At 57.9% G+C, this 21,282-nt stretch carries 16 protein-coding genes; 12 read left to right on the forward strand and 4 right to left on the reverse strand.

The window, feature by feature from the left end:
* Positions 1-208: 208 nt before the first annotated feature.
* From gmd to AC1DSF_RS01555, 12 genes are all read left to right on the forward strand, one after another.
* On the forward strand, positions 209-1,246 hold the full coding sequence (gene gmd / locus AC1DSF_RS01500) for a GDP-mannose 4,6-dehydratase (protein WP_478124944.1): 1,038 nt from the start codon (positions 209-211) through the stop codon (positions 1,244-1,246).
* A 420-nt stretch (positions 1,247-1,666) separates the two neighbouring features.
* Positions 1,667-2,707, forward strand: coding sequence for an FkbM family methyltransferase (locus tag AC1DSF_RS01505; RefSeq protein ID WP_478182214.1), 1,041 nt, complete (start codon positions 1,667-1,669; stop codon positions 2,705-2,707).
* Positions 2,704-3,345 (forward strand): acetyltransferase, encoded by a 642-nt coding sequence (locus tag AC1DSF_RS01510; protein ID WP_478124946.1) that lies wholly within the window; start codon positions 2,704-2,706, stop codon positions 3,343-3,345. Before AC1DSF_RS01505 ends, AC1DSF_RS01510 begins: the two co-directional genes overlap by 4 nt.
* Positions 3,342-4,445 (forward strand): DegT/DnrJ/EryC1/StrS family aminotransferase, encoded by a 1,104-nt coding sequence (locus AC1DSF_RS01515; protein WP_478124947.1) that lies wholly within the window; start codon positions 3,342-3,344, stop codon positions 4,443-4,445. Before AC1DSF_RS01510 ends, AC1DSF_RS01515 begins: the two co-directional genes overlap by 4 nt.
* The gene (locus AC1DSF_RS01520; RefSeq protein WP_478124948.1) at positions 4,442-5,476 is read left to right on the forward strand and encodes a glycosyltransferase family 4 protein; all 1,035 of its coding nucleotides are present in this window, start codon (positions 4,442-4,444) and stop codon (positions 5,474-5,476) included. Before AC1DSF_RS01515 ends, AC1DSF_RS01520 begins: the two co-directional genes overlap by 4 nt.
* A 2-nt stretch (positions 5,477-5,478) precedes the next feature.
* Positions 5,479-6,510, forward strand: coding sequence for a glycosyltransferase family 4 protein (locus AC1DSF_RS01525; protein ID WP_478124949.1), 1,032 nt, complete (start codon positions 5,479-5,481; stop codon positions 6,508-6,510).
* The gene (locus tag AC1DSF_RS01530) at positions 6,507-7,874 is read left to right on the forward strand and encodes a glycosyltransferase (protein ID WP_478182215.1); all 1,368 of its coding nucleotides are present in this window, start codon (positions 6,507-6,509) and stop codon (positions 7,872-7,874) included. Before AC1DSF_RS01525 ends, AC1DSF_RS01530 begins: the two co-directional genes overlap by 4 nt.
* Positions 7,871-8,962: a DegT/DnrJ/EryC1/StrS family aminotransferase gene (locus tag AC1DSF_RS01535; protein WP_478124951.1), complete on the forward strand. Its 1,092-nt coding sequence runs from the start codon at positions 7,871-7,873 to the stop codon at positions 8,960-8,962. Before AC1DSF_RS01530 ends, AC1DSF_RS01535 begins: the two co-directional genes overlap by 4 nt.
* A gap of 10 nt (positions 8,963-8,972) precedes the next feature.
* Positions 8,973-9,908, forward strand: a complete 936-nt coding sequence (locus tag AC1DSF_RS01540) for a glycosyltransferase family 2 protein (protein ID WP_478124952.1) — start codon at positions 8,973-8,975, stop codon at positions 9,906-9,908.
* Positions 9,909-9,912: 4 nt separating this feature from the next.
* Positions 9,913-10,860 (forward strand): WxcM-like domain-containing protein, encoded by a 948-nt coding sequence (locus AC1DSF_RS01545; protein WP_478144106.1) that lies wholly within the window; start codon positions 9,913-9,915, stop codon positions 10,858-10,860.
* 8 nt (positions 10,861-10,868) lie between these two features.
* Positions 10,869-11,240, forward strand: a complete 372-nt coding sequence (locus AC1DSF_RS01550; RefSeq protein ID WP_478144107.1) for a GtrA family protein — start codon at positions 10,869-10,871, stop codon at positions 11,238-11,240.
* Positions 11,241-11,292: 52 nt separating this feature from the next.
* Entirely contained in the window at positions 11,293-13,446 is a 2,154-nt protein-coding gene (locus AC1DSF_RS01555; RefSeq protein ID WP_478182216.1) for a hypothetical protein, read from the forward strand.
* Positions 13,447-13,475: 29 nt separating this feature from the next.
* Here AC1DSF_RS01555 and AC1DSF_RS01560 read toward each other — a convergent pair whose 3' ends face one another.
* The 4 genes from AC1DSF_RS01560 to wbjC form a co-directional block, all read right to left on the reverse strand.
* A complete protein-coding gene (locus AC1DSF_RS01560) occupies positions 13,476-15,116 on the reverse strand; it encodes a hypothetical protein (RefSeq protein ID WP_478182217.1) in 1,641 nt (546 codons plus the stop codon).
* Between the two features lie 23 nt (positions 15,117-15,139).
* Complete coding sequence (locus AC1DSF_RS01565; protein ID WP_478182218.1) at positions 15,140-18,865, reverse strand: tetratricopeptide repeat protein; 3,726 nt, start codon at positions 18,863-18,865, stop codon at positions 15,140-15,142.
* 146 nt (positions 18,866-19,011) lie between these two features.
* The gene (gene wecB / locus AC1DSF_RS01570) at positions 19,012-20,148 is read right to left on the reverse strand and encodes a non-hydrolyzing UDP-N-acetylglucosamine 2-epimerase (RefSeq protein ID WP_478182219.1); all 1,137 of its coding nucleotides are present in this window, start codon (positions 20,146-20,148) and stop codon (positions 19,012-19,014) included.
* A gap of 4 nt (positions 20,149-20,152) precedes the next feature.
* Complete coding sequence (gene wbjC, locus AC1DSF_RS01575; RefSeq protein ID WP_478182220.1) at positions 20,153-21,280, reverse strand: UDP-2-acetamido-2,6-beta-L-arabino-hexul-4-ose reductase; 1,128 nt, start codon at positions 21,278-21,280, stop codon at positions 20,153-20,155.
* Positions 21,281-21,282 lie beyond the last annotated feature (2 nt).

Here is a 21,282-nt window from a genome sequence, read left to right on the forward strand (position 1 = left end):
CTAACGGCGAGCTCGTGACCAGTGCAGCAAAAAAGCCACAGAAGGTGAAACCGTTCGTGTCGGCGATGCGATGCCTTACCCGGGCAAACGCTGCTTTCCTTTGGAAGCGAGCGTCCAAGAGTACCAAGCCTTTGCGGCAGAATTGGGGCCTCGCGCTGGACGGCCTTGCAAAGGAACGCCGCGACAACCAAATCAAAGAGGGATCTTCATGAAGAAACGCGCCGTAGTCACCGGGATCACAGGCCAGGATGGCGCCTACTTGGCTGAGCTGCTGCTCAGCAAGGGGTATGTGGTGTACGGCACCTACCGCCGCACAAGCTCCGTCAATTTCTGGCGCATCGAAGAGCTTGGCATCCAGGACAACCCTGACCTTCACTTGATCGAGTACGACCTGACGGACTTGGGCAGTTCTTTGACGCTGATGAAGACAGCGGCACCCGACGAGGTCTACAACCTGGCGGCTCAGAGTTTTGTAGGCGTCAGCTTCAACCAGCCTGATGCCACGGCACAAATCACAGGCATGGGCGCGCTCCATCTCCTTGAAGCCATACGCCTTACCAATCCGAAGATCCGCTTCTATCAAGCGTCGACTTCCGAGATGTTCGGCAAGGTGCAAGCGATCCCCCAGGTCGAGGAAACCCCTTTCTACCCGCGTAGCCCTTACGGCGTAGCCAAACTCTTCGCGCACTGGATGACGATCAACTATCGGGAGAGCTACGACATCTTTGGTTGCAGCGGCATCCTTTTCAATCACGAGAGCCCCCTTCGCGGCCGCGAATTCGTCACCAGAAAAATCACCGACGGCGTGGCGAAGATCAAGCTGGGGAAGGCCGAGGTCCTTGAGCTCGGCAACCTAGGCGCCAAGCGCGACTGGGGCTTCGCCAAGGAATACGTCGAAGGGATGTGGTTGATGCTCCAGGCCGAGGAGCCTGACAGCTTTGTCCTGGCGACGAACCGGACGGAAACCGTCCGTGAGTTTGTCGACATGGCGTTCAAGGCCGCTGGCTATGAGCTGCGATTCGAAGGCGAGGAACAGCACGAAGTTGGGGTGGACGTGAAATCCGGCAAGACGTTGGTCCGGGTGAATCCCAAGTTTTATCGTCCAGCGGAAGTGGATCTGCTGATCGGCAACCCGGCTCGCGCCAAGGAGAAGTTGGGATGGGAGCCGAAGACGACACTGGAGCAGCTTTGCTCAATGATGGTGGAAGCCGATCTGCGTCGCAATGCTGAAGGGCACTCGTTCTAGCCTTTGCATCCGGGGGCGCGGGCGAATTGACTCCTGATCGGCGCGCCTCACCTGCTTCAGCAACCTAGCCCCTGGCGCCTTGAAAAGGGGGGAGCGGTCACGGGCCGCAGTTGGCTCGCCCTATCTTCGATGCACGCTATAGAAAACACTGAGAGAACGGGAGTAGACATCCGCGTGGCGCTGTCCTCGAAGGCGAGGCTGCGTTTAGCCGAGGTTCAGGATTCACCAGGTCTGGAGGCAGATCGGTTGTCATTCCAATCGCCGTCGCCGGCACCTGCAGCGAGTCTTCGGTCCAGGGTGAAGCGAGCGCTGCGCCACGTGGCACGGCTCTCTTTCAGAGCAGCCGGACCCTTCATACGGCCTGCCGCCTTCCGGTTTCGAGCGTACCTCCTTGGCCCCCTGCAGGCGCAAGCGCAGCAAATGCACCAGAGGCTCGCGCAGGACCTGGAATCTCATCAGCAAGCACAAGCGGCGGCCATGGATCGGATGCTCACGATTCACACCACGCACGTGCTTCAGGAGATTCAGTCGGTCCGTGAATCACTGCAGCGGAATCGGCATCAGGCGAGCCCCGATCCCGAAAAAGAGCGAATGTCGCCGCCCATCTCAGACCGGTTGGACCGGCTGGAGCAACTCGTCCAGGCCACAGCAAGCAGAATTGCCGTTCCTTGCGGGCCTGACGCTCTACTATTGCGCACTGCCGTAGGGTCGGTGCTGTGTCCAGCATCCGATTTCGCTCTTGTGTCTTTCCTCATGGAAACAGGCGAACTCGAGCGTGGCACGCGGCTCTTGATCGATCGCATTCTCAAGCCTGGGGACGTATTCGTCGATGCTGGCGCGAATATCGGTATGCACACCCTTGCAGCCGCACGGGCGGTGGGTGAAAAGGGCCGCATTTTTGCGTTTGAACCCTTTCCTGCGACACACGATCTCCTGCGCAAAACTGTTTGGATGAATGGGTTTTCTTCGATGGTCGAAACCTATCAGGTTGCAGTCTCAAATCGAACCGGCAGCGAAGCGCTGCATCTGGGTTCGACCAGTGGTCATCACTCGCTGTATCCCTTGCCATCTTCCGGCCTGCTCGCTATGGCGCCGGTGGAAGTGCCTTTGATGCGAATCGATGATGTCGTTGGACACGACATCAAGGTGGATCTGATCAAGATAGACGTGGAAGGGGCGGAACTCGAGGTTGTGGAAGGGGCCGCCAGCGCCATTGCACGCAATCCCGAAATCGCCCTCATTGTTGAATTCGGCATTTCTCACTTGCGAAGAACAGAACACATGACGGCCGACTGGCTGCGCCAGTTTCACGATCTTGGGTTGACCTACAACGCCATCGATCCGGAAACTGGAGCTATCAGCGAAATAACCTTGTCGGAGCTCGAAAGCAGTTTTTCAACGAATTTGCTTTTTTCACGTCCCGGCTCGACCGTCTGGACAAGGGCGAAGGGTGGCGCATGAAGCAAGAGGTCATTGTCCTCGGAGCCGGTGGGCACGCGAAGGTCTGCATCGAACTATTGATGGCTTCATCCATGTCGGTCGCCTTCTGTATTGGAGGGCATGACAGCGGCGAGTTTTGTCTCGGCGTTCCGGTCCTAAAGGGAGATGACCACTTGGTGCGCCTTCGCGACGAGGGATACTCATTGGCTTTTATTGCGGTCGGCTCGAACACTCTACGTCAACGTCTTGCGGGTTCCGCGCGGGGGATGGGGTACGAACTGGTCAATGCCATCAGCCCGACAGCAGTCATTTCCCCATCAGTACAGATGGGAAAGGGCATCGCCGTTATGGCCGGAGCCGTCATCAATGCGGACGCTTGCATTTCAGATCTGGCCATTGTCAATACATCTGCAACCATCGACCACGACAGCCTTGTCGGGGAGGCAGCACACCTGGCACCGCAATGCGCTCTGGCCGGAAATGTCACTGTCGGAGCGCGCGCGTTTCTAGGAATCGGAAGTCGGGTGATCCCGAGCGTTTGCATTGGTAGGGACGTTGTGGCCGGCGCCGGTTCCGTCATCATTTCTGACATTGAGTCAGGCTCGCGAGTCGCCGGGGTGCCGGCCAGAAAGATCAATGAAAGGACAAAGCCACAATGAAGCGGATCTCCGTCGCAGAACCGAAACTTGCGGGCAATGAACGAAAGTACGTCCTTGATTGCCTCGACACCAACTGGATTTCGTCCAATGGCAAGTACATAGGCGCTTTCGAGCAAGCCTTTGCCACGTTCTGCGGAACGAAGCACGCGATTGCCGCCAACAATGGCACGACAGCGCTTCACCTAGCGCTGGTCGCTCTGGACCTGCAGCCGGGGGACGAAGTGATCATCCCCACGGTGACGTACATTGCAACGGCCAACGCGGTGCGCTACTGCGGGGCGACGCCAGTGCTGGTGGACGTGTGCGCCGACACCATGAACATCGATCCGAAGGAAGTCGAAAAGAAGATCACCAAGCGCACGCGCGGCATCATTCCTGTTCATCTCTACGGTCATCCGGCTGATATGGATTCCATCAATGCGATCGCGCGCCAGCATGATCTCTGGGTGCTCGAGGATGCAGCCGAGGCTCACGGTGCAGAGGTCAACGGCAAGCGCGTGGGAAATCTTGCGGATTGCGCGACCTTCAGCTTCTTCGGCAACAAGATCATCACTACGGGCGAAGGCGGGATGATCACGACCAACGACGATGAGCTCGCCGCCAGACTGCGGCTCTATCGTGGACAGGGCGTCGACCCGAACAGACGTTACTGGTTTCCTGTCGTCGGCTACAACTACCGCATGACCAACATCCAGGCGGCGATCGGTCTGGCCCAGATGGAGTCGGTCGATCAGGCATTGGAAGATCGCAGGGTGCTGTCCAGGCTGTATGACGAAGCATTGGCCCCCCTCAAGGACGTGCTGGTGCTGCCCGTGACGCACCCAGGGATGAGGCATGTGTATTGGATGTACACCGTCTTCCTGCGCGAAGGGGACGAAAGCCGGCGCAACAACGTGATGGCTGCCTTGGATCAGGCGGACATCGAGACGCGGCCAGTTTTCTATCCCATGCATGTGCTGCCCCCCTATCAAGAGAAGGCGATCTACCCGGTTGCCGACCTGTGGGCGCAACGAGGCATGAATCTTCCAACCCATCAGTACCTGACGAAAGCGGACGTTGACCGCATCGCCGCGACGCTAGCGCAAGCGCTGAATCAATGAAGATTGCGCTCTGCTCATCTTTTGTCCCATTCATCAACGGCGGCTATCGCAATATTGTTGAGTGGCTCGAGACCATGCTGCGTCAAGCAGGACACGAAGTAGAGCGCATCTACCTTCCGGAAGTGGACACCCCGGAGCATCTTTTCACGCAAATGGCCGCGTTTCGGTTCATTGACTTGAGCGCGGCGGATCGTGTGATTTGCTTCCGCCCCCAGTCCCACCTGATTTCCCACCCACACAAGATCGTTTGGTTCATTCACCACCTGCGCGTCTTCTACGATCTTTGGGACAGCGAGTACCGCAATTTTCCGGATGACGTGAAGCATCGAGGCATTCGGGATGCATTGCGAGCCGCCGACACGGCAGCATTGCTCGAGGCAAAGCATGTGTTCTCGAACTCCCAGGTTGTTTCCGATCGGCTCAAGCGCTTCAACGGCATCGACAGCGAACCACTGTTTCCCCCAGTTCTCCATCCGGATCGATTCCAGTATCGCCAATCGAACGACGAGATCGTCTGCATCTGCCGCCTGGAAGACCATAAGCGGCAACATCTTCTGGCCGAAGCTCTTCAGTATTGCCGTACACCAGTTCGCCTTCGGTTTTGCGGGCTCGGCGCGGGCGTCGCTTACGCGAGCTTGCTGACCCAATTGGCCGCGGAGCACGGACTGAGTGACCGAGTGATCGTGGAGAACCGCTGGGTCGACGAAGATGAAAAAGCCGGCTATCTGGCAGACTGTCTGGCGGCGGCCTATCTGCCCGAGGACGAAGACTCTTACGGATATCCCACCATCGAGGCTGCACATTCGGGCAAGCCGACGCTTACAAGCACGGATTCAGGCGGGCCGCTGGAGTTCGTGATCCACGAAGTCAACGGGCTTGTCAGCGAGCCTGAGCCGCGGGCGCTCGCAGCGGCGATGGACCGCCTCTATGAAGACAGAAACGGGGCGCGGCAAATGGGCGCCAACGCGAAGGCTCGAATCGACGAGTTGGGCATCAGTTGGTCTCGGGTATTGGAAAGGCTGTTGGCGTGAAAGTGCTTGTCGTCAACAACATGGCGCCATTTGTCTCTGGTGGTGCGGAAGCCATGGCTACTCATCTGAAGACCAACCTGGAAATTGCAGGGCACGAGGCCGAAATCCTCAGGCTTCCGTTTCAGTGGGAGCCCGCAACGCGCATACCTTCGCAAATGCTGATGGCTCGATCCCTGATGCTGCAGAACGTCGACCATGTCATCGCTCTCAAGTTTCCGGCGTACCTCATTCCCCACCCGAGCAAGACCTTATGGCTGGTACATCAGTACCGCCAAGCCTATGACCTGTTTGACGCAGGACAGACCAATCTTCCGGAAGGCCCCGCCGGCGCTGACATCCGCCGAGTGATCAAGAACGCCGACGACGAATGTTTCCGTGGCGCCCGTCGCATTTTCTCGATTTCAGACGTAACGCAAAAGCGGCTAGCCAAATACAACGGCTTCCCTTCGACCGTGCTGCGTGCACCCATCAACGATCCGGAGATCTTCATCGGCGGGCAGCCACAGGGCTACGTTTTTGCAGGTGGGAGGGTCAACGCGGCCAAACGGCAGCACCTGCTGATAGAGGCCATGGCAACAGCCTCGAAAAGCGTGCGGCTGGTTGTCGCTGGACCGCCCGACTCTCCTGCAGATGCAGCGCGGCTCCATGAAACTGCGGAGCGCCTTGGCGTACTGGACCGGGTTCAACTGGACCTGCGCTTTCTCGATCGCGCCGAATACGGTGCCTACATCAACGGCGCAGCGGCAGTCGCCTCCCTTCCCTTCGATGAGGAATCGTTCAGCTACGTCGCCATGGAAGCCGCAACGGCCGAAAAGGCCTTGATCAGCACGACCGACAGCGGAGGAGTACTCGGCTTGGCGCAACATGGCCGCACGGGTTGGGTTGCATCGCCCGACGCGAAAAGCCTCGCGGAGGCATTGAGCATGGTGTACGCCAATCCAAAGCGTACCCGCGATTTCGGAGCTGCCGCCAAGGCTTGTTGGGTCTCGTACAACGTCACCTGGCCGGCAACTGTCGAGGCATTGCTCTCATGAAGTTCGCGATCTTCAGCCCCCTCGTCACCCACTCGGCCATCGGGCGCGTTACGGCACTCGTCGTGCGAGCGTTGCAGGCACTTGAGCAGCAAGTCGTCATCGTGAGGACGGAACAGAACGTGGCCGCCGACGAGTTGCACCATTCGTGCACGGTCGAGCAGATCTCCTGGACCGATACCGCCGCCGTCATGCGCGTCACACAAGACGCAGACCTGCTGGTCTACCAAGTCGGGAACAACTACGAGCTTCACTGCGGCGCCATGCATTGGCTGGATCGCCTGCCTGGAATCGTCTGCCTGCATGACTTCGTGGTCGCGCATCTTTTCGCGGGTTGGGCTCAGTCTCGCCCGAAGGAGGCGCTGAGGGTCCTCAAGGAATGGTATGGCGAGGAGGTCGCCACCCGGTTCTTCAACGTGCACGATGGTCATCAGTTTATGGAAGATGCGAGCACCATCTATCCGATGACCGAGTGGGTCTGCGCAATGGCGGATGGCGTCATATCCCACAGTCATTGGGGAATGCGCCGCGTGACTCGTGCCTGCGCGGGCCCCGTGCGCGCGGTGCCGCTCCCTTATGACGCACCATTTGCGGTGAAGGCAAGCTCGACGAGTCCCGCGCGCAAAGACATGGTGAATGTCATTACGGTCGGTCACGCGAATTCGAACAAGCGAATCGAGAGCGTCATACAAGCCATTGGGAGCAGCGCGCTCTTGCGCCACACGATTCATTACCGACTTTGCGGCCGTATTGAACCAGCGTACGCTATCAAGTTGATTGCCCTCGCCCGTAGTCTTGGCGTGCAATTGACTGTTGCTGGAGAAACGGACAGTACCGGGCTGCAAATTGCCATCAACGAGGCTGACATTGCCTGCTGCCTTCGGTGGCCGAGCTTCGAAGCGGCATCGGCGACAGCCATAGAAGGATTGCTCTATGGCAAGGCTGTGATCGTGACCGACACAAGTTTCTATAGCGAACTGCCGGACGATTGCGTGCTGAAGATTCCTCACCAGAGCGAGGTGCCAAAGCTCATGGACGCACTCGAATATCTTTGTATGCACCCGGAGAAACGTCGCGCAATGGCCGTCCGGGGCCAGCAATGGGCGACAGCCACATTCACCGCCAGGAACTATGCTGAGAATCTCGTGCAACTGACACGGCCGATCGCCACCGCAAAGCCTCTCGTCCAGATGGCAGATAGACTGATGACACAAATGCGGGATTGGGGCGCCTCTTCTGAAATGCTCTTGGCGGATGCAATCGTCGAACCGCTTCTGCTGTTCCAGCTCGATGGCACCCTGCCTGAATCGTCTCCGCTGCCGGATCCGTTCTCCATTCCGGGCCCAGAACAAGACCTGCTTCCATGATTCCACTCTTTTCCGCCCAAGCCGCAAATGCCGGACTGAATCTCGAGTCCGGCATTTTTCGCGTTCTTCGAAGCAACAGGTATGTCCTGGGCAGCGAGGTTACGGCGTTTGAAAGCGAGTTTTCGAGCTACATCGGCGCAATCGAATGCGTCACGCTTGCGAATGGTACTGATGCGCTCGAGATGGCATTGCGAGCTGTCGGCGTCTCAGCCGGAGACCGAGTGGTCTGCGTTGCGAATGCGGGCTTTTATGGAAGCACCGCAATCCACGCGATAGGCGCAAAGCCTTTGTACGTGGACGTCGAAGCCACAACGCTGAACATGGCAACAGCCGCCCTCGCAACTGCGCTCGAGCTCAAGCCCAAGGCAGTCATCGTGACTCACCTCTACGGACAGATGGCCGACATCGAAGAAATCGTGACCTTGGCGCATCGCGCCGGCGTCAAGGTGATCGAGGATTGCGCACAGGCACATGGCGCAACTCGACATGGCCGACGGGCGGGAAGCATCGGCGACGTCGGCTGCTTCAGCTTCTACCCAACGAAGAACCTGGGTGCTCTGGGAGATGGCGGTGCTGTCGTCTGCAACGAAGTCGCGGTGGCTGAAGCTGTGCGCACGCTGCGCCAATACGGCTGGTCCGACAAGTACCACGTGTCGACTCCACTGGGCCGCAACAGTCGCCTCGACGAAATCCAGGCTGCCGTACTGCGCGCAAAACTACCCCATCTCGACGCGGCCAATCGCCAGCGTCGAGAAATCGCTGCGAAGTACAACAGTGCCTTTCATGGACTACCGCTCCTGCTGCCTCCTTCAGTGCAAGAGGACTATGTGGGCCACCTCTACGTCGTGCGCGTGGAAGCCCGCGAGGCATTTCGGGAGCACATGCGCTCGCAGGGGATTGCCACCGACGTGCACTATCCCATTCCTGACCATCTACAGAGCGCCTATCCCAAGGCGCAGGTGACAGGGATCCTCGAGCACAGCGTGCACGCCTGTCGAACGGTCGTCTCGCTGCCATGCTTCCCTGGCCTCACCGATGCTGAAAGCTCCCGGGTGATCGACGGGGTGCGATCGTTCTTTGTGCGTTGAGGTCACGACAGTGTTGACGCTCGTTGTTCCCGTCTATCGAAATGAAGCTTCGATCTCCGATTTGCTCGATGCGGTCAGCGGCCTTCACCGCGACCTGGGCGGCGAGATGGAAGCAGTGTTCGTCATCGATGGCAGCCCCGATCGAAGTTTCGAACTGCTGCGCGACGCGCTTCCGGCGCGGCCGTTTGCATCCAAGCTCGCGCTGTTGTCACGGAACTTCGGCTCTTTCTCGGCAATCCGCACCGGTCTGGAACTCTCTGAAAGCGGCCGATACGCGGTCATGGCAGCGGACCTCCAAGAACCGCCAGAGCTTGTGCTCGAGATGGACAAAGCGCTGCGCACCGAATCCGTGGACGTGGTCGTCGGTACACGGCAGGGGCGCGACGATCCTTTCATGACTCGCCTGCCCGCCGAGATCTTCTGGTGGTTTTACCGAAGGTATGTGGTGCCCGAGGTCCCGCCCGGTGGCGTCGACGTCTTCGCTTGCAACAGGGAGTTTCGTGACAACCTTCTTCGGCTTGACGAACGCCACAGTTCGCTGATCGCTCAGCTTTTCTGGCTCGGTTTTCGGCGCAAGCTGATCCACTATTCACGCAGATCGCGCCAACACGGCAAGTCGGCTTGGACCTTGCGCAAGAAGGTCAACTATCTGATGGACAGCGTGTTCTCATTTACGGACCTCCCTATCCGTCTCCTGGTGCGCGGCGGTGGCATCACGGCTGCCCTGGCAGGCCTGCTTGGCCTGGTGGTGACGATCGGCAAGATCATGGGGTTCATCTCGGTGCCAGGCTACGCAATGACGATCCTCACGATCGTCTTCCTCGGAGCCGTGAATCTTTTCGGTCTCGGGATCGTCGGGTCGTACGCATGGCGCATCTACGAGAACACGAAAGGTCGACCGCACACGATCACGATGCGTATCCACCAGTTCAACCAGACGACCTGAAGCCATGGACTACTTCACCCATTCCCAAGCACTTTGCGAAAGCACCCACGTCGGTCCGGGCACTCGGGTCTGGGCCTTTGCACACGTGCTGCCAAAAGCGCGCATCGGTGGCGACTGCAACATTTGCGATCATGTGTTCGTCGAGAACGACGTGGTGATCGGCGATCGCGTCACCATCAAGTGTGGTGTGCAGGTTTGGGACGGCGTGACGATCGAGGATGATGTGTTCATCGGCCCTAACGTTACCTTCACCAACGATCTGTTCCCAAGGAGCAAGCAGTACCCCGAAGCTTTCGCCCGGACCACGGTCCAGTCAGGCGCTTCGGTCGGTGCAAACGCCACAATCCTTGCGGGAATCACGATCGGGCGCAACTCGATGATTGGAGCGGGCGCAGTGGTTACGCGTTCGGTGCCATCCAATGCCATCGTGGTTGGCAACCCGGCGCGGATTACCGGATACGTGGATGCCACTCCGTCCACGCGGCTTGCGCCGGAGTCCAAGGGCGCCAAAGCGCCTGGGGTGATCCAGAGTTCCGTCGCCGGCGTCACGCTGCACACGCTGCGCTCCGTGCCGGACATGCGAGGCAGCCTCTCAGTCGGCGAATTCGAGAGAGACATTCCTTTCAAACCGCTGCGCTACTTTCTCGTCTACGACGTGCCAACTGTCGAAACCCGCGGCGAGCATGCGCACCGCACGTGCCATCAGTTCCTGCTCGCTGTCAAAGGCCAAGTGAGCGTGGTGGCCGACGACGGCGTGAAGCGTGAAGAATTCAAGCTCGACAGCCCCTCGCTTGGGATCTATCTGCCGCCCATGACTTGGGGTATCCAGTACCGTTATTCGCCCGACGCCGTGCTACTCGTCTTCGCTTCGGACCACTACGATGCCTCGGACTACATCCGCAACCATGCCGACTTCCTGCGTGCCAAGCTGGGCAAGGACGGTCGGCCCTGATCGCGCCGATGGCTGCCGCGCGCAATTCGTCCGCCTTCCTCCGGTTTCTTGTCTCGGGAGGGGTGAACACCCTCGGAACCTACCTGCTGTATCTGGCGCTGTTGCAGCTGCTGCCGTACTGGTTGAGCTACGCGTTCGCCTTCACCAGTGGGATCGCGCTCGCGTATGCGCTCAACCGATTCTTCGTCTTCGGCGCACCGCGCAGCGAGAGGAAGGCCGCCATGCTGCCGCTGGTGTATCTGGCTCAGTACCTTGCGGGCGCCGGGATCGTGTACGTGTGGGTTGACCTCCTGCATCTGCACGCCGAGTTCGCGCCACTTGCAAGCATCGCCATCACCATCCCTCTGACTTTCGCGGCAAGCCGCTGGCTGTTTCACTGAGACAGCTCCGAGGTTTGACTTTCCGCTTGATGACTTTCCGCTTGATGATCCCATGAGAAGAACCTGGCTCAGCTTCGCCTTGCCGCCTACCTTGCTAGTCCTGCTTCTCTGGCTGCCGTTCGGCTTCAGCCTCCACGGACTGATCGAGGAATGGGGAGTACTGGGGGTCTTCACCACGCAAGGACCAGTCCTGTTCGTCAAAGCACACTCGCTGCTGGAGGCACACAGGCTTCGACCGCTCACGGTGTTTCCCCACGCCATCGGTTTCCTGCTGCATCGGGACTCGTTCGATGGATGGCATTGGGTGCTGATGGCGACGCTCATCATGAAAGGTGCGGCAGCGTCCTGTCTTGCTGCACTCGCGACGCGCTCGCCACGATGGGGTGTGATCTTCGGGCTGCTCTTTCTCCTCTATCCGGCCGACACAATGCAGCTTTCGTTCCGGAGCCAGCACATCAATCTGTCGCTGGCAGTCCTTCTGCTGGGTGCGGCCCTTCTGGTCCGCGCACAACAACAGCAGGCCGGATGGGCGCGCTGGATCAACATCACAGCGGGCGGCGCATGCCTGGTTGCAGCGCAAATGATGTACGAAGTTGCATTGATGATGATCATGCTCCCGCTCTTCGTTCTTTGGTGCCGCGACGGTGCCGGGGCGACGCTTCGCAGCATTCGGCAGAACCCGGCACCGACCTTGGCGTGGATCGCGTCAGGGATCGTGTATTTGCTGTACGTTGCCTACGCATCGGCGTCGGGCGGAGAGTCCTATCAGCAGTCCATCACAGACCGCCACTCCCCCTTCAGTGTCCTTTATCACGCGCTTCCCAAGCTATTCCAGATAGCCTTCGTACGCGCGCTTGCCGGCGGGTGGTATGACGCATGGGGCATGGCCCTCGGGGAGTTTCACAGCTTCTTCTACGTGCTGGCTTTCGGCCTGATCTGCTCTGTATCGGCCCTTTTGTTTCCGCGCAACGAAGGCACTGCCCCGCATGAGTTGGTCGAAACCGCCAAGCCTCGCAACGCCAGCATGCGCACCCGTGTTGCCATTTCGGGCCTGCTACTGCTGATCCTAGGTTATGTGCCGTATCTGTTTTCGGGCTCGCACGTTCTCATTTCCCAGCGCACCTATCTCTTTGCAAGCTTCGGCGCCGCGTTGGTTGTTCTCGCCCTCACCATGAGCCTTGCGAGGTGGTCCAAGGCATTGGCCTGCGCTGCCGTGCTGCTCCTGATGACGGCAGGGGCGGCGGCCCAACTCTATCAATTTCATCACTACCTGAAGCTCTCCGAGGCACAGCGGAAGCTCCTTCGCACCATCGTCGAGAACTTCGATGCTGGCGCTCAAAGCGACAAGAAGTTGGTCATCCTAGACTATTCCAATCAGCTTTCGCATGTCTGGTTTCTGCGCGACAACCTGGACTCAGCGCTGACCTATCTCTACGACCGTCCGGTCCCCATGCCCACCATCTGCCTCATGCCGGGCAGCGACCTGGCGCGCGTGGACGATCTGCTGCGACAGGGACACTGCGTTGAAGAGAGCGACAGCTGGAGATTCAAGGCGGCCGATCCGGTCCCCGGTTTGTCTGCCGAGCCGCTAAAGGACGTCGTGCTGGCCAAGTCCCAGGCCGTCGAGCTCGTGATCGACCAAGACGGAAACGTTGTACCCGACAGGGCGCTCGATGCTTACCGTCAACAACTTGCTTCGGCCGACACACCGGCCGCAAGGCGTTACCGGAACATACTGAACCGGAAGCCAGGAAGCAGAAATCTAGGCTTGTTTGAATCCGAAGCTGCCCGATCGAGCCACCGCTGGGACTTTGGCAAATGGTGGAGTATGGAGGTTCCCATTCAGGGGAATGGCTGGCGTCCTGCGGACTGGAAGCCCGGCTATTTCCATCATGACACTGCGACCTGGAAATCTCAGGAGCGCTCGTCTCTGCTTTTCCAACTGATGCCCACCGACAAGCCCTACGAGCTAACCGGAAACTTTGACCTGATCGCCAACCCCGCCATTCAGGGCAGCTTCCGCATTCGAATCAACGGCGTTGAATTGGCCCTCGGCTGGCAGCCAGGGTACAGATTCACTGCACAGGTTCCTTCAGGGGCATTGAAGCCCGGGACCAACGTCGTCGAGTTCGTTTCGGCCGTCGACAAGAACTACTACGGCCTCTCCGCGAGGCTCGACGAACTGGAGATCCATCCCGTCAAGTAAAGGCCAGCTCGCAACTACCAACAAACAAATCACAAATCCGATCTGGAAACGCAGCACATTTTCTCGGATCTGATCGCCTTGTCCGACAGCACCTTCGGCAGATACTCACAGCGCGAAAGCACGCCGCCACTGTCGATCTTCTTCAGGAACTCGGGCAGTTTCTGCCCGATGTCCATCCCGAAGGCATAGTCGGACACATAGAACACATTCATCGGCTGCCGGCCGTGCTGGAACAGGAAGTACGCGGCACCGTCCACAACCAGCCGTTCGTCGCCATCATTGATATTGCAGCGCTTTGCGAGCGCGGACAGCCGCGCGCGCTCCTCCTCCCGCACGAATGCTGGCGTCGACAGCGGCTGGGGACCAATCACATAGTCTCCGAGGCGCGCGATCTGCAGCAACCCGGGAGTTTGTATGCACAGCAACAGGACCATGCTGGCGGCTGCAAGCAACATCCAATAGAAGGCGACAGCGCCGCAAGCCCGTCTCAGCCCATTCGGGACCTCGAATGGCGTGTGCAGCACCAACATCAGCAGAACGGCCAACAGCGGCACGATGAGCCCCGGCGTATAGAAGTGCCAGGCGTTGCTGTTGTAGACGATGCCGTGCAACACCAGCCCCGCCAGAAGCGCCGTAGCGAGCAGAACTCCCTTGTCGAGCCGCCTGTGTGACAACTGCATCGCGAAGCGAACAATCACAGCGACGAATGAGAGCAATGCGAGAACGTACAGGCTCGCTTTGAGCAACTTTCCGAAAACGCCGAGCCATGGCCCCATCCATTCGCCCTGGACGGACGGCAGCCAATTCGACTGGTAAGCCAGGGTCGCCGGCATGCGATCCAGGATCATGCCGAGCGACGACACCAGATTGCTTGCGGCCGCTTTGAAGAACAAAGGCTTGTCACTGGCGAGTAGCTGAAAGTCCAGCGTTTGCTGCGCGAGAACTTTCGCCATCGCCGGCGCGCCGGGGCAGCTTGATGTGAAAAGGACGTACTGGACCGATTGAAAAACGGCAAACCCGACCACCAGCATGGTCCCGATCATCCAAGCCTTGCCAGCGTGTCGAAAAACCAGCCAGGCCGAAGCCAGCATGACCGGCGCGAAGAACAACGCCTTCGGATGCGCCAGCAGGAATACAGACGTGATCAAGAAGAGCAACGCCGCCTTCAGGCTCTTCAACGGGACACCGTCGGACGCTTCGACCTGCCAGAACAATGCCAGCATGCAACATGCAACGAGCGGGAGTACCAACAATTGCTCTGAGCGCGCCAAGACGAGCACGAATGGCAACACGCCAAGCATGTTGAGCGAGAGGATGAACGATTGAAAACGACGCCTTGGCATCAAGCGCTGCGGATGCAGCCCCGCCCATGCCCACAGCAGAGACAACCAGCCCGCGCATATCGCTATGCCCCTGATCCGCAACCCCAACTCGCTGGTTCCCGAGTACAGGATGGCGTTGAAAACTGCACCCGGGTACCAGGAGACCGGAATGCTTGCCTCCAATGAACGACATTGGGGTAACAGATTCAGCAGCGCACCTCCTTCTATGAAGAAACGCGCATGCGCCATCTGAATGGCCACCTCGTCAGAGTAGATCGGGATCAACAGCCCAACGGCGAGAGTCACAACGGCTAGTGCCGGGATGGCAAGGGCCACCCAGCGGTTCAACCAAGTGCTGCAAGCCCGGCTCGCTACTGCCACCGGTTGTCGATCCAGTTTGCCGTCCCCAGGCCTTGGACCTTTCTATTCCACGCCTCCAGGAGAAACTTCTCGAATTCCTTGCTGCTGGCCTCGCTCTCGACGTAGACCGACGATTTTTTCTTGATTTCCAGCGCAATCTGATCTCGCCACTCCTTGTCCGATGCCAATTTCAGGGCGATCTCGACGTAATCTTGGCGATCTTTGGCGACCAGCGCTGTGCAGCCAATATATTCGTAAATTGCGGCGGTCCATCGGCCGAATGGAATTTCCGCCGGAAGAGTGACCGTCGCAATTCCCAGCATGGCACCATCGAAGCTCGACGACATGCCGCAGAGAGGATAGGAATCGAGGCAACAATCGACAGACTGCAACAGCATGTGCGCATCGTTCTTGCCCATCGTCGATAGGAAGATGACTCTTTCGTAGCAGCGACCGAGCTTTTTACGCAGCCGGCTCCGGAGGCTCTTTGCAGGAGGGTACTCGCCGCGAAGAAGAACCAGAATTGCCTCTTCGTCGCGCTCGAGTATCTCTCGAAACATCTCATCCATATCGGGGTGGATCTTCGGCGGCGTGTTGGCGCACAAATAGACACGAGCTTCCGGGCTTGCATTGAGCAGCTTTTTCCTGATATGCGCACGCGCTTCAGGTGTGATGCTTTCACTCGCATCCACCTCCGGTCTCTCAATCCAATACGGAGGGTGCTGGAAGAATGAAACTTTGGTCTTGTAAAACTCTGACGGGATGGCAGGCTCGGCCGGTTGCCAAGAAAGGTAATAATCTGCGTTGGTCAGCCCGTCGGTCCAATTCGGTTCGAGCAGTACCATCTGGAGGGGCGCGAGCCGCGCCATCATCGGATAATAGACCGCGGCTATGGAAGGGCCGGATACTATGATATCCAACTTTTCGTCTGCGATCGTCTGGATGGCAGCATACACATCGATGTCGGAATATTGCACGGTCTTGTCCGCCCGCGCGATCCAACATGCCGCAGCAGCAGATTTTCCAGCCTTTCCAGGGCGCAGAAATACCGTCTCGAACTCGTCTTTATTGAAACGAGGCAAGAAACCTGACATCATCGGCATGGAATCGTGAACAATAAATCCGACGCGCAGCTTCTTTTTTGATCTCTTTCGAGCATTCGCCGCATCTTCAATGTGTGGCGCGGTGAAATCGAGTTTCGGCCAAGCATTAAAGATCGCTTTCTCGAAAGCCCCCATCGCATCACTGTACAACTTTGGCGCTCCGAGACAGAAGATGTACTGCCAAGGCGTCCAATTATTAGTCATGTCCGCAATAGGTTCGGTTAATTCCAGCAAATCGGCGGATATCAGAAGGCTTGCCTCCATAAACTGCCTGACAACTGCCTCCGGATCAATCGGATCGCGTGGAATCATCGGCGGTGTCATTTCATTCAACATTCGAAGAGATTTACTCTCCTTACCGCCTTGCTCGTAGGCGATCGCCAAGGCCTCGTAGACTCCATCGGAAAAATCTACCGGCAAGTGCAAATATCTGCAGAAAAATATCAGCACTTTCGCAATCTTTATCGGTTGCGGATTGTCCCGAAGATAGGTCTGAAAGTTCTGTTTCAGGATAGGCAAATCACATTGGTCGATTCGTAGTTCGGTATCTTGAAAGTTGATGACAAAATCGACCGGCGCGCTCATGCTCGCCCTATAGAAATCAAGGACAGAAAGCGGCGCAGTTAATTGGGCAGAATCCAGGCAATTCACGAAAGCACGGTATCGATCGTATTCGAAGCGCTTGGCACACATCTTCGTGTAATGGGAGAGAAGCTGACTAGCGGTCGGGTGCTGCAGCAACCCCTGCTCAAGCCGCTGCAAACATTGCTCAAGATCAGAGAGGCAAATGAAGGCCAGACTTGCAAGATAGAAGTCTTCCGGATCCTTCGACGTGCGCGTCGTCAGCTTCCGATGAACGGCGTTCGCTTCTTCAGTTCGCTCCCTAGACAATAAGAGCTCGGAAATCTGCCACAAAGCCAACGCACTATCGGACTCTTCTGCGATCCAACTAATTTTTTCCTCCGCAAAGTCGTCGAGGCCCACGTTCAGGCAGTGATCGATCAGCTTAACTCGAATGTGCGAATCAGGAAATCTGTCAAAAAGAGTCTCGCAGGCTTCTGCTTTTGATTTCGCCTCCGGTACTACGATTCGGATGACGCGACCCAATTCACCAAGCTGTGCGCAGACGAGCGCAAAGTGATCTATCAACTCAGTCGCTTTAGGGAATCTTTGAATTCCTACCTCCAGCAAGTCCGCCGCTCGATCGAGATTTCCAAGACGGTAGTGAGAAAGCGCCGAATGCAAAAGTCCAAGGGAGTCTTCCGCAGGACGCGCAGCCAATTGCCGATAGATGGCATTCGCCTCTCTGGTGCGCTCATGCAGCAAAAGAACATCCGAGAGTCTCCAGAGCAAAACATTGTCCTCGCAGTTTGCCTGCAAACGCTCCAGCTCCCGCGTGGCGATATCGGTAAATCCGCGGTCCAGACAGAAAGCTATGAGGCTTGACTTGACATGGGATTCCGGAAATTTTTCGAACAATTTTTCGCTAACTTGCCGCTCATCCTCGCCGTTCGTGGCGAACCACTGAATCGCACGTTCAATTTTTCCGACCTCTGAACAGAGGCGCACGTAGTACTCCACCAAAAGGGCAAGACCTGGGTATTTTTTCAGCCCAGCTTCGAACATAGCTACTGCTTCGCTCGGTCTAAGGAGCCTTTGCTCGGCGAGGCCTGCATACAGGTATGTCTCCGGACTTGAATGCCTCCTGGTGGCTAGGCGACGATAGATCGCCGTCGCTTGCAAATGATTTCCTGCGGACTCGGCAAGATCAGCTTTGGCCCAAAGCTTTTGTGGATCGATGGACGGTGAAAGGAAAGCGAGGTCGGCAAGTTGAGACAACGTAAAGCTGTGGGCCGAACTTTCGGTGATTGACTTAATTCTCCGCTCGACAAGCTGGTCGAGGCCTGCGGTCAGGCAATGGCCTAACAACCAAAATTGGATCTGCGGATCATCAAATCTTTCAAGAAGAGTTTCAGAAGCCTGTGCCTCGGATTTTGCCTCCGGCGCGGCAACTCGAATGAGGCGTTCCAAGTCGCCGAGTTGTGCGCAAACGAGTGCAAAGTGGTCGGTCAACTCTGCAGCGGCCGGAAATTTCTGGATCCCCGCCTCCAAGACATCTGCAGCTCGATCGAAGTTTCCAAGCCTGTATTCAGAGAGTCCCGAATGCAGAACGCCAAGAGGATTCTCTGCTGGGCGCGCAGCCAATTGCCGGTAGATGGCGTTCGCTTCTTCCCTGCGCTCATGCAGCCACAGAGCATCCGCAAGTCGCCAAAGCAAGACGTTGTCACTGGAGTTCGCCGCGGACCTCCGAACGACGTGATCGATTTGTCCATTTTCGACACAGATGCCAACGTAGTGTTCAAGCAAAAGCGGCAGATTTGGAAATTTCTTCAGACCAGCTTCGATTTTGGCTATCGCTTGGCTCGGTCGACGTAGCCGTTGCTCGGAGAGGCCTGCATAAACATAAGCCTCCGGGCTTAAGAGCTCGACCCTGGCAAGACGGCGATATATCGCCTTCGCGTGCCACTTATTTCCTCTGGCTTCGGCGCGACCAGCTTGCGTCCAAAGTTCTTGTGGCTCGCTGGAGCGTGAGAGCCACGGGCCCAACAACGCCCTCAATCTTGTAATAGTCATTTTTTATGCGAATTTTCGTCCGCGCGCTGACCCCGCAGCGCGACACCTAGCCCGCGGCAACAAGCACCCGGCATCGAACGGTCGTCAACCAGTTCGATACGCAGGCGACTACTCGCCCGCGAAAGCGATTTCTCGTCCTGCCAGTCTCAATACTTCTTCCACACCACACGATTCACGTAGTCTACGTAGCTGTGGATGATCCGAAGCACCTTGTCCGACACGTTGGGCATGCTGTAGTCGGCAACCAGGCGCAAGCCGCGATCGGCGCCGCGCGGTTGCGATTTCAAGATAGCCAGCCCCTGGCGGACGCGCTCAGCGTCGAGCCCGACCATCATGACTGCGGCTTCTTCCATGCCCTCCGGTCGCTCGTGCGCCTCTCGCAAGTTGAGCGCAGGGAAATTGAGAATCGAGGATTCTTCGCTGATAGTGCCGCTGTCCGAAAGCACCGCCCGCGCGGACATCTGCAGCCTTACATAGTCATGGAAGCCAAGCGGCTTCAGAAGGCGAACCTGCGGGTGAAAGCTGGTCGAGGTGGCCTGGATCCGTTTCTGCGTCCGGGGGTGAGTGGAAACGATGACCGGCTCGTCGTGGTCTTCTGCGATTGCATTCAAGGCAGCGACAAGCTTTGCGAAGGATTGGTCAGACTCGATGTTCTCCTCGCGATGCGCGCTGACAACAAAGTACTTGCCTTCGCTCAAGTCGAGGCGCTTCAGTACATCAGACGCCTCGATGTCCGGCATGTAGTGATGCAGGACCTCATACATCGGGCTACCAGTCTTGATCACCTGGTCAGGCGGCAACCCCTCGCGAAGCAGGTAGTCGCGCGCGATCGTGCTGTAGGTGAGATTGATATCAGCCGTGTGGTCGACGATTCGGCGATTGATCTCTTCGGGCACCCTGAGGTCGAAGCATCGATTACCGGCCTCCATGTGGAAGATGGGAATCTTTCGCCGCTTGGCCGGGATCACTGCCAGGCAACTGTTGGTGTCTCCAAGCACCAGCATGGCCTCGGGCTCAACCTGCGCGAGAACTCGATCGACTTCGATGATGAGGTTGCCGATCGTGTGCGCGGCGCCGGTACTGCCGGTCGCACTGTTCAGGAAGTGGTCCGGCTTTCGCAGTTTCAGGTCATCGAAGAAGACCTGATTCAACTCGTAATCATAGTTCTGCCCGGTGTGGACCAGCACGTGCTCGCAGTGCTCGTCGAGTGCGGCAAATACGCGTGACAGGCGGATGATCTCGGGCCGCGTGCCGACCACCGACATGACTTTCAGTTTCTTCATTTTTTCAGAGTGGACAGGCGTATGTATCTGGCCGTGCGCGATCGAATATCTCGTTGGCCCATAGCATGACGACCATTTCGTCCTCGCCAATGTTCGTGATGTCGTGCGTCCAGCCTGGCGCAGTCTCGACGATCTCGGCCGCATCGCCGTTTGTGGTCATCTCGTAGGTTTCGCCAGTCAACATGTGGCGAAACTTGAACCGGGCATGACCCTTGATGACGAGGAACTTCTCGGTCTTGCTGTGGTGATAGTGCCCACCGCGGGTGACCCCGGGGTGTGCTGTGAAGTAGGAGAACTGTCCACTGTCAGGCGTCCTGAGCATCTCCACGAATACGCCACGCGCGTCTCCATGGCGAGCGACGCTGTACTTGAACTCTTCCGTCGGAAGATAGCTGACGTAGGTGGCATAAAGGGCCCGCACCAATCCGGTCCCCACACGTTCGGTCAGCAGCGTCTTTCGACTTTCCTTGAAGCGCACGATCAGGTCCGCCACTTCGCCTACAGTGGTTGAGTATTGCGGTGTCATGACCGCAAAGCCATCGACATCCAAAGCAGCGTCGGCGCCGTCGAGCAGTTCGATAAAACGCGCCACCAAGTCGTCGATGTAGACAAGCGTCAGAGCGGCGGCTGGATCACGGACTTCGATCGGCAGGCCACGAGCAATGTTGTGACAGAAGGTTGCGACCGCAGAGTTGTAATTGGGACGACACCACTTGCCGAACACGTTGGGCAGGCGGAAGACATGCGCAGGAACGCCATGGCTCCTGGCGACAGCGAAAACGGCCGCCTCTGCACCACGCTTGCTCTGCCCATACGGATTGTCCCGCTCGGCCTGAATCGAAGATGTCAGAACGACTGGAATCTTCTTTCCTGTCGACTCGATCTCCCCAACCAGTGCATTGCACAATGATTGGGTCAGCTCGAGATTGCCCACGGCAAAATCTTTCGGATCCTGAGGCCGATTCACGCCAGCAAGGTGAAACACAAAGTCCACCCCGCGCAGCAGTTCCGGCAACTGCGCCACGGTGTTGCGGGATTCGAAAGCGACGATCTCGACTCCCGCGCGCTCGGAAAGCGCCTGGCAAAGATTCTTGCCGACGAAACCGCCAGCACCGGTGATGAGGACCTTCACCG

The sequence above is a fragment of the Variovorax sp. 01N429 genome (assembly GCF_056399425.1).

What these genes read in the sequence shown, in the direction of transcription:
- gmd (WP_478124944.1), top strand. Translation starts at nt 209, where the DNA reads ATGAAGAAACGCGCCGTAGTCACCGGGATCACAGGCCAGGATGGCGCC.
- AC1DSF_RS01505 (WP_478182214.1), top strand. Translation starts at nt 1,667, where the DNA reads ATGCACCAGAGGCTCGCGCAGGACCTGGAATCTCATCAGCAAGCACAA.
- AC1DSF_RS01510 (WP_478124946.1), top strand. Translation starts at nt 2,704, where the DNA reads ATGAAGCAAGAGGTCATTGTCCTCGGAGCCGGTGGGCACGCGAAGGTC.
- AC1DSF_RS01515 (WP_478124947.1), top strand. Translation starts at nt 3,342, where the DNA reads ATGAAGCGGATCTCCGTCGCAGAACCGAAACTTGCGGGCAATGAACGA.
- AC1DSF_RS01520 (WP_478124948.1), top strand. Translation starts at nt 4,442, where the DNA reads ATGAAGATTGCGCTCTGCTCATCTTTTGTCCCATTCATCAACGGCGGC.
- AC1DSF_RS01530 (WP_478182215.1), top strand. Translation starts at nt 6,507, where the DNA reads ATGAAGTTCGCGATCTTCAGCCCCCTCGTCACCCACTCGGCCATCGGG.
- AC1DSF_RS01535 (WP_478124951.1), top strand. Translation starts at nt 7,871, where the DNA reads ATGATTCCACTCTTTTCCGCCCAAGCCGCAAATGCCGGACTGAATCTC.
- AC1DSF_RS01545 (WP_478144106.1), top strand. Translation starts at nt 9,913, where the DNA reads ATGGACTACTTCACCCATTCCCAAGCACTTTGCGAAAGCACCCACGTC.
- AC1DSF_RS01550 (WP_478144107.1), top strand. Translation starts at nt 10,869, where the DNA reads ATGGCTGCCGCGCGCAATTCGTCCGCCTTCCTCCGGTTTCTTGTCTCG.
- AC1DSF_RS01555 (WP_478182216.1), top strand. Translation starts at nt 11,293, where the DNA reads ATGAGAAGAACCTGGCTCAGCTTCGCCTTGCCGCCTACCTTGCTAGTC.
- AC1DSF_RS01565 (WP_478182218.1), bottom strand. Translation starts at nt 18,865, where the DNA reads ATGACTATTACAAGATTGAGGGCGTTGTTGGGCCCGTGGCTCTCACGC.
- wecB (WP_478182219.1), bottom strand. Translation starts at nt 20,148, where the DNA reads ATGAAGAAACTGAAAGTCATGTCGGTGGTCGGCACGCGGCCCGAGATC.